Annotated in this window: 4 protein-coding genes; 3 read left to right on the top strand and 1 reads right to left on the bottom strand. The window is 40.5% G+C overall.

Annotation, left to right across the window (positions count from 1 at the left end):
* A partial coding sequence (locus MMG03_RS15440) for an FISUMP domain-containing protein (RefSeq protein WP_275976912.1) occupies positions 1–275 on the bottom strand: 275 nt, incomplete at its 3' end.
* A gap of 218 nt (positions 276–493) precedes the next feature.
* On the opposite strand from MMG03_RS15440, the gene MMG03_RS15435 reads away from it, so the two are divergent.
* The 3 genes from MMG03_RS15435 to MMG03_RS15425 are packed head-to-tail and all read left to right on the top strand — an operon-like array spanning position 494 to position 13127.
* Positions 494–11716 (top strand): LamG-like jellyroll fold domain-containing protein, encoded by an 11223-nt coding sequence (locus tag MMG03_RS15435; protein ID WP_249506684.1) that lies wholly within the window; start codon positions 494–496, stop codon positions 11714–11716.
* A gap of 27 nt (positions 11717–11743) precedes the next feature.
* Entirely contained in the window at positions 11744–12436 is a 693-nt protein-coding gene (locus MMG03_RS15430) for an FISUMP domain-containing protein (protein ID WP_249506683.1), read from the top strand.
* Between the two features lie 7 nt (positions 12437–12443).
* Entirely contained in the window at positions 12444–13127 is a 684-nt protein-coding gene (locus MMG03_RS15425; protein WP_249506682.1) for an FISUMP domain-containing protein, read from the top strand.
* The last annotated feature ends 139 nt before the right edge of the window (positions 13128–13266 follow it).

The following is a 13266-nucleotide window of genomic DNA, read 5'->3' as shown; positions in this document are numbered from 1 at the left end:
TCCATCGGGGTGTATTCTCGACCTTTTTCTGAACAGGATTCCTTGGCGCAGGGAGAACCATTGTCAAAATTAAGGTTTTCGGCCATCCACACTTGGTTGCCGATGGTGGTATACTTGTACACCTGGCCATCACGTTCGTCGGTGAACGTCCCCCTTTGACTTTCAGGGCAGACGATGCTTGCGTCAAAAGTGTCCTTAGGCTCCGAAGGGCTATCTTCGGAACACGCGCAAAGCAAGGAAACAAACACCGTAAAAAGAATGAACTTTGATTTCATGTGAACAAATATAGGTAATGCAGAATAGAATTTTTGCAGATAAAGTGAAAAAACGGGTGCTTTCGGAATCATTTGTGAAAATGTAAGAAAAAACACAAAAACGCAAGATTTGCAAGTTCTAAATTTTAGCGGTTGTTTTTCTCGGAGAAAAAACGAACAAAGCAATATCCCTCCTGTTGTTCTTTACGGCTTTTTATTGCCATTCTTATGATGGTTCCTTGGACCCTTCCGAAGCGGTAGATGTGCTTTTTAAGGGGGCAAATTCTGTTTTTAGTAAGGCCCTGAATCAGTGGTCCCAGAATGGGAAAAATTCAGCTTCTAAGAAAGTTCCCAATAAATTTGTAATCATTGCCGAAGGTGTTGCGGGTCTTGCTGCACGCGAGTATATCCAAAGTAAGGAATATCAAGGAGAAATCGATAACGTATTGTTCTTCAATACTCCACATGAGGGGTCCGGGTTTGCGGACCAAACTTTATTGAATGGCTCTAGTGTCTTGAATAAGGCGAAGTCTGTATCCGATTATAGTGATGTTATTCCGCTTGCGTTGGCTGTGTATCTGGTTGGCGGCAGTGATGCTCTAGAAAATTTGATGATGTCGCTTTTAAAGGAAGCTGTTCTTGGAATGGCCCAGAATGCAGGTGATATAAAGAAAAACTTTTCAAGTTATTTTGAAGATGCCGACAAAACCTACAAGTCCATGCTTTATTTGGCTCAGGATTTGGACCTGAATGATGATGCCTATAATGAGGTGAAACAGAAGGCTCAGGAAAAGAGACTTGAGTTGAAAAATTATGTTGGCAGTACTCAGTTATTGAATTCCTATTCTAAAATGAATGTTTTTGATCACCCCGCATATAACAATATTTATTCCTATGGCCTTCCTACAATTGGAAATGGACGACGTACTTTAGCGGATTTTGCTGATCAGGCAAAGAATCACGTAAGCAAAGAGAAAATACAGAAAGTCTTGACGGAAGCTGTGGCTGCTAAGGTGGACAATATTAAGGACGAGGCTAAAGCAGAAATTGAAAATATAATCTCCGAAGCCATGAAAAGTGACCTTGCTGCAAGTGCATTGCAGACTGCGAGTGATATAGCGAACAAGTATAAAGTACCTGCTGGTGAAATAGCGGAATGTATTCAGGATGTTTCAACCTTGAGTAAGTTGAAGTTCAATAAAGAAAACTTGTCAAGTTCTGTAATGAAGGTTATTAGCATTGCTAATAAATATTTGCCCGAAAAATACAAGTCAGAGCTGTTCTCTACCTTTATTGATGAATATTCGGAAAAAATAGCGGAACTTAATGACAAACTTAAGTCTGTAAAAGAAGATATGAAGAAGGGCATGGAGGTTGTTTCAAATAATCTTTCCAATTATGCAATAAATTTTTTCGAAGAAGGAACATTTGATGTCTCTGCCATAAGTGCTATTGGAAAAAATGTTCAGGCTTTTAAGGAATCTAGTGTATCGCGTATAGGATATTCCCTGAGTGATTTTGTTCAATCCAATAAAAGCAAATTCACGGATTTAAACAGTTATATGGACCGTGTTTCGGAAGTCGGTAAGTTAGAAGAACTTAGGGGAAATATTGACGATGGCTTGAAAATTGCTTGTGTAATTGCAGAAACGGCTAATCCTGGAGCGGGAAAGGCTTGCCGTGCCGGACAGTTTATGGCGAATGTAGCTCTTATAGCGAAGGTTTCCTCGGATATTGAGAATGCTATGAAGATGATTGGTTCGTTAAAAAATGCCAAGTATATTGCCGTAGAACAGTCTATAAACCGAAAAAATAAATATAGCTCCTGGCGTGATCATAATGGAACGTCAAAAGATATAGAATCTTCTGATATGGAAAGTATGCTGTTTGGAACGCCCATTGTTTCTTTGCAAACGGTTCGCAAAAGCAGTGGCTCTGCCGATTCTATTGTCCCTCTTGCTTTGTATAAAACTTTTGGTGATGTTAATAATTACTTAGACATTTCGAAGGATGGATCTTCTTATGATTACCTGTTCCCGGCATCGGAATTTTCTGAAATAAGCCGAAATTCTTTGACTAATAGTAATGCCGTGATGATAAAGGATGCGGAAAGGTATGCTGCGTTAGATGGGTTTATTGTTAGAGATTTTATTCAGGAATATCGTTTTATAGTAGACGATTTTCAGCCGGATGAATTGCGCTTGATTAAGTTTGACTTTAATGCGAGAATGCAGATTGCTTATGAACGAGATGGTAATTTGTGGAATATTTACCGTGGAGTCGACAATAAATGGGAAACGAAGCCTATAGGGACGTTGTCCAAATCCCCAGTAACAAAAGATGGTTTTTTTGTATTTCGCCCGAAGGAGATTTTAAATAAGGACAAGACTACGGGGAAAGATAGTATATTGCTTAGTGCAATTCAAGAAGATGGCGCTAATAACATTAGCATTTATGTTGTGAACAAGGTTGGTTACGCCAATAATCAACGCATTACGTTCCTTTTCCAAGCAGTTGATTATTTATTGGAGGAGGGGTGGCCAAAATCCTTTGAAAAGGTGTCTAGAATGGATACCGTTGATTTTTATGCTAATGATTTGGGATATGGAGCAGATACGCATGAACATCGGATAACGGTCGTTGGTCCTGATTTTGTTGATTCTACAATTAATGTCCAAGTAGATAGTGTGCCTGGTTCGGGTCACCGTTACAGATATTGGGCGGATTTGACCTCGATATGGAAACAACATCCCTTGCAAAATAGTACATACACGCTTAAGTGGAATCTTGCGTATAGCGTAAAGACTTTGAAGGCGGATAATTCCATAGGAAGCCAAGAGGTGAAATACACGCCGCAAACTATTGTGTGGGGAGATACCTCTAAGCCTATTTTGGAATTTGATACCACTCTTTCTCCGTATGTGGTTTCTTCAAAAAAGGAAAATGGCATAGCTTATGTAGTTGCAAAAGATTCTGTTGATGAACGCGCTCTTCGTAACATTCGTGGATTTATCGTGCGAAAAAATGCGAAAGATACGATAATGCTTCTGCAAAAAGAGAATGTAAATGAACGATTCTATGAAATTGGATGGAACGGAAAGAACGTTTCTTGGAGTGGCATTGCTGATTTATATGTGCAGGCGTATGATTTTTCGAATCCAAGCAAAGCGATGAAGAACGCTATTGCAAAAATTTCCAGTGATTCCGCTTGGCGGGAGGTTCTGACGGGTGCTTCTTTTGTGGATGGAATTAATGGCACTGTAATACATAAACAAATTCTTGTGGATAACGCTGCTCCGCAGATTTTAAATGATTCTGTTTCGGTATTGAGCTTTCACGATGCGGCTCTTCCGGCTTTCACAAAACAAAATGACGGTGCGGATTATGTTCTGAACGCCTTGGATACGCTAAGAATTTCGTTTGATGTAGATGAGAATTTATTTGGCAGGACCTCTGAAAATATTGTAGCGGAATTGACTTTTGCGGATTCTATTGACAATGGCAATGTTAAAAAGATTCGTTATTTGTTAAATGATTCAATGACGCAAAATAATAGACGCTTTGTATTTGTAGAACCTGAAGTTAATAGATTAGGGAATGGTGTTTATAGCTTGACAGTGGCCGTTACCGATGAAGCCGGCAATAGTTCTTCTAAAAAGTTGATTTCAAAATTACGCGTAGATCGTAGCGCTCCGCAAATTCGTGGAGTTACATTAGGCGATGTCGCTTATGGAAGTGTTGCTGAATTAAAGAAAGGTACAGGCTATTTGAGTCAATCCCTGGATGATGTTAGAAATCGTTCTGACTTAAGTTGCTTTGTAAAAGTGAATACGGATAAAGCGGAAGGGCCGTGGACTGGACCATTCGCCGAAACGAATACAAAGGTTAAAGCGGACGTGAATTTCATTTTTGACATCAAGTCTGCTGTTATTGATACAAGTCATGGTTTTTGGTATGTCTATTTGGGTTGTTATGACCATGCGGGTAATTTTGGCAAGAATATGAATTTTATGGGCGTCGGAAATCGCTATCCAGAAATAACTTTACCAGATAGTACTCCTACACCCCATAGTGGACGAATTTTGGTTAGGGGCATTGCACCAAATCCAGATGTGAATGGAAATGATAATGTAGGTGAATTCCGTTTATCTTGGCGAAATAAAAAAGACTCCATGTGGTATGAAGATGGATTGAGTTATCTTGTTTTTGACAAAAGTCTTTCTGTTTCTGAACGAGATTTGGCTGTATGGAATACTGCAGATGCTAAACTTTCTAAAGATGACTATGTGTTGAAACTCTCTGTAAGAAGTTGCGATACATGCGCATGGATTTCGAATGAGCGAAATGTAATTGTAGACGATTATGTTGTTCCTAGTTCAATTGGTGAGCCGAAGTTGGTGGTAAATTTACCTACCCAGAAACACGTTGCGGGCAATGAGCAGAGCGTGTCTATAGAACTTATGAATGTTGCTGATACCTCAAAATGGTTTGTTTATGCGACCATAGAGGCTCCTTCGCCAAGAGATTCCTCTGTTTATATAAAAGCAGTGGAGAAGTCTTTTGATTCCATGATTTTGTCTCCGTTTAGAACGCCTGCCGTAGCGTCAGATACGGGACTTTCTATATGGCAGGAAAGTGATGACAGTACCTGGCACGTAAGATACGCAGGAAATGCAAGTGGCATTATGAATAGGGGCGATTCAACAAGTATGAATCCTTTTTTGGTTGTTCGATTTGTTGATGGGAAAATAGATTTTGGAACTTCGCCAAACGCAGATTCTACAGAGACTCTTGGCTTTGTGATGGATAGTATAAAGGTTCATATTGATAGTGTTCCCGATTTTACGGTTCCTGCTTACAATACGACCAAGAAGTGGCTTCTTGGAAAAGATAGTGTTCATCTGGTATTCAAAACGGCATCGTCCTTTACTGTTGATGTTTCTTCTGTGGATGGGGCCTTGTATAAGGATTCCCTGTCGCCAGTGGTTTATGTTCATCCAGAAGAATACAAAGCCCATGTAGTGTGGAATGGCTTGGTGAACAAGATGTATCCTAGCGGATCTCTTGTAAAAATGCATGTGCTTGCGTACGAAAAAGGCAATGAACAGAATATTATTAGTGAAGATGCGGAATGGTATTTGGAATATCAAGAACCCAAAATTGAAATTTCTAGCAATAACCTTGAAAAGTATTACATAGACTTTTTAAAGAATATGAAAGATTCTTCTAAAGTAAAAACGGCTGATTTTGGATTCCAGTTTAAGTTGACGGGTCGCTCAGCGTACGTAACTGCTGATATTATAGATTCTGATAAAAAATCTGTCTATTCCCTATTGGATAGTGAACTTGTCTTGGCGACAAATTCAAATCAATGGAATACACTACAATGGAATGGTGTGAAAGATGATAAGCTTATGAAACCCGGCTCGTACAATGTACGCCTTGTTGTTACGGATGCGAAAGGAAAAGTGATTGATTCGCTGTACTATCCGTTTAGTTTGAGCTTGGGAACGAATTTGGTTGAAGCTCCAAAGGATTCTTCAAAGGGAATTGTGGCTGACTTGAAAATGGAAGAAGCTTTCTTGGATGAATTCGGTGATTATCGTTATGTGGGCAAGGCCGATTATTTGCTTCGTTCTGACCTTGTTGCTACGGTTTTGCCCGAGAAAGAACGTACTTTTTATTATACATGGGATGTTTATGGTGGAACTCAGAGGCCTACCATGTATAAGAAAACAAGGCCCAGTCTTGGTATTCGAAGATCCCGTGACGAATTTAAGGCGACGGTCGTGACGCTTGTGATGGGAGAAACTCGGGGCTATAATGGTCGATATAGAAAGTATGGGTTTGGAACGACGGAATGTAAATCTCAGTCCAAATACCAAGGGTATTTTTATAGAATCCAGGTTAAACAAATAACATTTAAAAAGAATGAAAAAAAGGTGGGGGTTACTTTTGATTTGGACCCGGTGAATAATACACACAATGATGCCTTGATTTACGGTTTTGTGAATCATAGTAATATATTAGATCTAAGAATTGATACATTGAATGCTTTGGCTGCAATAAAAATTTTCCCAGCTAGTTCTTATAAACAAATAAGTGTCTTTTTATCTGAAACAGGGTTTAATGGGAATGCTGTGGAGGATGTTGGTCAGGCTGAAATAAACAACCTTGCTTGGATCGATGTTTATAAAAAAGACCAGTATCTTAAAACGAATAAGCGTTCTCCTATGAGTGATTGGTTCACTAATTGGCAGGGACAGCCTTTGTATTACGAAGCCGTAATTGAAAACTTTAATGTGTTTGCAAAGTCTGTTTCTCTAAATAATAATTTTAATCAAGTTTCCTCAGCAAAAACAGTTTGTGAAACCGATCAAATAAAAGATCCTTTGGCTGATGACGATTTGAACTTTGTATGTGGCGCTAAACGGGCTGTTGATGAAATAGACACGGCGATTGTTGCTAGGTTCAATCCTCATGCCTATATGGTGAATGTCTCGTTAGAGCCTGTTGATGGTAAAGAAAACCTTTATGATAATAATTATGACGAAGAACATTGCTCTTATACGGAGTCTGGTACAGATATAAAAGTCAAATTTGTTCTTGAAATGAATCCTGAGTATTGGGATCCTAAGCCAGAAAATTGGGGCACGAACAACTTGGCGAACCGCTATGTTCGCTTTGACCCGATAAACAAAACGCTTTATGGGGGTGATGGCTATGTTACAAAACTTGCTAATCAGAGGGACTCGAATTTTTACAATTTCTATAATGGCAATCAGTGGGTCTCGGATGGCACTTTTGATAATGGCCCGACTGTATTTGAAGCCCAACGCTTGCCAATGAAATTGGAACCGGAAAATCCGCTGTTGTTCAATGATGAAATTAACGGCGCGATCAGTTCTTCGAATCTGAGTTGGCGATTCTATTTGGGTAGCGGAGACGTCGCTTATAAAGCAGAGGCCAAAGGCCCCAATGATTCGCAGTTGGCAGTATTTACAAGTAATGATGAGGATGCCGTGAATGGACTTGACAAGGATATCGGCAGTGTGGCGAATATCTTGAATTGTAAATTTGATGTGGCACCCATGATGACTAAGGATTCCGCTGAATTGGCGGGAATTGTCTATACGGATAATTCTTTTGCTGTGGCTTATCCCTATGATAACGGAACATGCACTTTACCAAGTGACAAGGGTAAGGATTCTCGTTTTTATGGCTGTGACAAATGGGTTTCTAGAGTCCATTATAAACAAAATGACTGGACTGAACAGGAATGGGAAGCAAAGTTTCTAGAAAATGGTTACTATCGTAATCCTTTGATAGATGCCAGCGTAAATAAATATTTCTTGGTAAACTCCAATTCTCCGGCAAATGCTGGTGTGGCGCAAAAGATTGATTCGGTAAAGGTTGATTCTGTTACTTGGAGTGCTGAATTGCAAGAGCCCAGTTTTGGCATAAATAATTTACTGAGCGGAAAATACGTTCTTAAATCTGATAGTCGGAATTCGGACAATTGGGATATTGACTCTTCAAAGTCAGGTAATGGTATACGTTATACCATATCTAATAATGGACAATTCTATTTGGCTAAGTTGGATTTCTACCGATCAAAGGATTCAATTTTTGTTGCTGATACAAGTTTGAACAATGGTATTTCTTTGAAAAGAGTTGTTAATCAAAATCAAAAGGATTCCATACTTTCTACAAATTGGGCGAAAAATATCTCTGTAGGCAATGTTGCCGTATATAAGAGGAATATGGAGGGCGATACAAACCTCATCGAACATCCTTACTTTAAAGCGTCCTATGATTCCCTAGGTAAACAATTTAATGTGAATCGAACTTCTTTGGACGTTTATGCGTCAAGAGAAGATGAAATCATTTCATTGCTTGGCCGAGTTCCTTACGCAGTATGTGATTGGAATGTCTCGTATATTCAAGATGGTATGCGATTCAACGTGGCTGGAAAAAAAACGGATACCTTGGACACAACTGTACCTTATCCGATTAAGGTGTCAAAGAATGTTAATGAACTTCAGGGAAACACCTCGTTTTTCTTGACTTATAGTGGTCTTAACAATATAACCTATTATCGTCAATTGGATGTCCGCATAGGAAAACTTGTAAAACCTGAAGACTCTATAACGGTATATTCTTCATATCACAATGTGTCTGTACATTTTAATAAAGGTTCCTGGGAAAAAAATACTGATGTGACTGTGCGTACCATGGATCCGAGCGAGTGCTACGATTGTGAACTGTTTAGGAATATGGTACCGGTAGGCCCTGTAATAGAGGTTCTCCCTTCTCACAAATTTGCTGCAGGTAAAGAGCCTCTTGTTACGATGGATATTTCTAGAACTTCATTGGAAAAAGATAATGTTGATCCGCGTAACTTGAAAATTTACAAGCCCGATGTTCAAAATAAGAAACTTGTTCCTTTGGAAACGTTTGGCCTTGTCTATCTTGATTCCAATCTTGTCGTTTGTAAAGATACGAGTACGATTTCCTGGTCTTTTGTAAGAATAACTGCAAAAACTTCAACATTCTCCAAGTTTGTAGCACTTGATTCTTTGATGGCCGATAGTGTTGAAATTGCAGATTCTATTCCAGAGGAAATAGGGACGTTCTCCTGCAGTCAAATGGACTCTTTGTGGGGTGATACACTATGGATGGGAACGGCCAACGGTTGGCTAGAGTATCCTTATTTGTGCGATGGAAAGAGTAATTATCTTCTTCAGTTGAAGAATTCAAGCAATGTGGCAGCAGAGCATCATGGTGCTTCTGAACGTCCGATTATTTGGCGTGCAAAAAATACAGATTTGAATCAAATTGATTCCCTGTATCAATCGTTTATCGTGTTCTATGGGCTTGATGGTAATACAGAGCAAAAGCTGGGTCCTGTTGTGAAATTGGATTCTACAGCTCCGGTGATTGAAAATGTTGACATCTCGGTTTCCGATAATGGCGATGAACGTATTGTTCATGTGGCTGCAGATGTCTATGAAGCCGAAAGTAAATTGAAAGGGACTACAATGGAACTTTTCCTTGGTGGTAGTCTTGTGGAAAGCATTACCATTCCCGAAAATGGTATTTTGCAACATGACTTTAATCTAAAGAAAAAAGACCTTTATGAATGTATCGCCTGTATGGCGACCATTACGGTTATTGCAGAGGATTACGGTCATAATACGGATAAAGTTGTAAAACAAACGGAAAAACTGTATCCATATCCGTCTTCTTTGGTTTTGTGGTATCCGCTTGCAGAGGGGGCTGGAAATATTGCGTATGAAATCATGACGAAAGATAAATCTAGGCGATTGCACATGGATCTTTCTTCTGTTAACAAGCCATGGGGTGCTAAATATGGTGTTAATCTAACAGCGAAAGATTCCGCAAGTAGCAGATATATATTACCTGCTTTAGATACCCTTCGACCCTTCTCTTTTGAATTTAATTTTAATTCCAATAATACCCAAAGGGAAGATTGGTCTATTCTAAGTTTTGTCGGGAAAAATGAGTGGACATTTGGCCTTGGAACGTACAATCGTTATTTCTTGAAGGTTGGCTCTGAACAATTCTACTTCAATACAAAACGTGAAGCGAATATCCCTACGCACCTTGTGGTTGTGGTGGATGGAACGAAGGCTAGCCTTTATAAGAATGGCAAATATGAGGAAACCATAAAATTGAGTAAAGAACTGTTTTATGGAGGTTATGGAAAGCTTTCTATTGGCGCTCGTAATGGTGTGCGTAGTGCTGGCGGTAGCATTTCTAACTTGCGGTTCTATTCTTCGGCACTTGCCGAAGAACAGATCCAAAGTATATTCGAAGGGGTCCTAAGTGTGGATGAGGTGAATTTTGCCGCAGTTCGCGCAGTAGATTTGGAGGATAGGGACGGCCTTGTGGTTGATCAGTCCTGTTCTGCTCCGGGCAAGGCTTATCTACGTCAAAAGTCTATTGGCAATGACGGTGTGATGACTTGGAATGTTGACTTGAATGCCGATAATTATTCCCTCTATCTTCTTCATAGGAATTATGTTTCTGAGGACTCCAGGGTCGAGATTCTTGTTAATGGAAATAGCGTAGGAGAATTTAAGTTAACTTCTACGGGTCTGTGGAAGAGTGAGAAAATTGTAAATCTTGGACTTAGTCTAAACTCCGGTGTCAACGAGATTGGCGTTCGTCCATTGGGAAACCTTGGTGTGGCTGCAATAGCTTTAGCAAGCAGTAGCGCCAATATTGAAGATAATCAAATCAGTTATAATGAATCTTCTTGGGTTAACCCAGACCCTAGGGTGAAAGTGCTTATGAAATACGAATCCTTGGAAGATAAAAAGTGGGCCCAAGTTCGCTTTGATTTGCGCAACATGACAGACAAGTCGTTTGAAAATGCAAGGATACGTTATTACTACAAGGGTGAGGGCGAAAATGTGAACGCGACTTCGTTCTTCCCGGACGCTCCGATGAGTGTTGTGAATGATGCAGGCTCCGTATTCTATGCCGAATTCGCATTGACCGAAACGATTGCTGCATACGGGACCGCGTACTTTGGCCAAGGACCGTTAATCGGTTTGCATCGAATTACTTCTCCGGACAACAACTTCCCGTATTGGGACAAAACCGATGACCCAAGTTATCTTAAGGACGCTGAATCTGGCTATGCCAATGCAACGGGTGTAGCCCTGCTAGATGGAGACGGAAACTTGCTTAACGAGTTTGCTTGCTATGATGAAGATGGACCTGTGCAAAAGGCCAAAATCAAGGTTCGCGCAATGGCAATGGATTATGAATGCGGTTCCGCAAGTGCTAGCAATCTTGCTGTGTATGTTGAAAATACTGGCAGTGCTCCTGTAGATGGTTTTGAAATGCGCTACTATTTCAGGGATTCTGCAAAAACGGAATTCGATGTGAACTGGAGTGCCTTTGCAACTAGTCAGATGGTTAATGCCGGTGGTGATTTGTACTATATTTCGTTTATGTACGATGTCCTTTTAAATCCGGGAGATAAGTCTGATTATGGTAGCGGCGTGCAGTTCGCGGTGCATCATCCAAATAGGACAATCGATTTTAACGCGAAGGATGACCCCTCCCATTATAATTTGAATAATTACGGAATGGTTGAAGCCGATTCTGTCGTGGTGCTGGATAAATTGGGTAATTTGCTCTGGGGTAATGCTCCTCAGCCAAAATTTAGTGAAGGTTATGTTCCCAATGAAAAATATGCAGACCTTGTGCATAGGGAAGGTGACGTAATTTACGTGAATATTGAGGAAAACGGTTATTACATCCTTGAAATGGTGAATGCCATGGGTGCCCCGTTGAAAACGCTTTATAAGGGTTCGTGGGACATTGGTGAACATTCGGTGGCAATTGACGTTAAGTCTATTCAGCCTTCGAGTTATATTGTACTCCGAAGAGGAACAGATATATTGTCGTGGAGTCTTCTGAATTAAGGAAATGTTTGTATGAGGAATAATAAAATGAAATATACGAAATGGCTTGGCTTGGGCTTTAGTATGGTTGTGGCTTTGCTTTGCGCGTGTTCCGAAGATAGCCCTTCGGAGCCAAAGGATACTTTTGACGCGAGCGTTGTCTGCCCCGCCGACGGGATGAACGCATACGGCGAGCCGAACCGAGGTTCATTCACTGACGAACGTGATGGACAGGTGTACAAGTACACCACAATAGGCAACCAAGTGTGGATGGCTGAGAACTTGAAATTTGACGCACCGTACAGCCTATGCTATGCCAGAGAAGAAAATTTTTGCGAAACGTTCGGCAGGTTCTACACTCTGTACGTAAATGGCGAATATTTTGCCCTCATTGATCAAGTTTTGGCGGACACCATTTGCCCTGCTGGGTGGCATGTGCCTTCGGTGGATGAATGGAATGAATTGGCGAATAATGTTGGGGAAGGTGAAAAGGGAAGTGCCAGATTAATGTCATCCAATGATTTTGGAGAATATTATAACTCTGGTTCTGATGATTGTAGTTTTAACGCCCTGCCTGCAGGATCCTGGATGTTAAACGGAGAACTTTTGGGAAATAGAATTTATGCTATTTATTGGACTTCTACAAGAAGAAGTTATGATACAATGTATGCCTATAATCTTGGAAGTCAGTCAATAGAAATAAATCGCCCCAGAATGACTATTAGGTGTCTAAAGGATTAGCTTTCACATGAAATCAAAGTTTATTCTTTTTACCGCTTTTGTTTCCTTGCTTTGCGCGTGTTCCGAAGATAGCCCTTCGGAGCCTAAGGACACTTTTGACGCAAACGTCGTCTGCCCAGCCGAAGGGACGAACGCATACGGCGAACCGAACCGAGGTTCATTCACTGATGAACGTGATGGACAGGTGTACAAGTACACCACCATCGGTAACCAAGTGTGGATGGCCGAGAACTTGAAATTTGACGCACCGTACAGTCTGTGCTATGCCAGAGAAGAAAATTTTTGCGAAACGTTCGGCAGGTTCTACACTCTGTACGTAAATGGCGAATATTTTGCCCTCATTGATCAAGTTTTGGCGGACACCATTTGCCCTGCTGGGTGGCATGTGCCTTCGGTGGATGAATGGAATGAATTGGCGAATAATGTTGGGGAAGGTGAAAAGGGAAGTGCCAGATTAATGTCATCCAATGATTTTGGAGAATATTATAACTCTGGTTCTGATGATTGTAGTTTTAACGCCCTGCCTGCAGGATCCTGGATGTTAAACGGAGAACTTTCTGGAGATAGAATTTATGCTATTTATTGGACTTCTACAAGAAGAAGTTATGATACAATGTATGCCTATAATCTTGGAAGTCAGTCAATAGAAATAAATCACCCCAGAATGACTATTAGGTGTCTAAAGAATTAACATTCTCATGAAAACAAAGTTCATTCTTTTTACCGCTTTTGTTTCCTTGCTTTGCGCGTGTTCCGAAGATAGCCCTTCGGAGCCTAAGGACACTTTTGACGCAAACGTCGTCTGCCCAGCCGAAGGGACGAACGCATGC

The sequence above is a fragment of the Fibrobacter sp. HC4 genome (assembly GCF_023373925.1).
Lineage (GTDB): Bacteria > Fibrobacterota > Fibrobacteria > Fibrobacterales > Fibrobacteraceae > Fibrobacter.
Note: the sequence above shows the minus strand (reverse complement) of the source record. Positions and strands in the feature narration are given on the sequence as shown.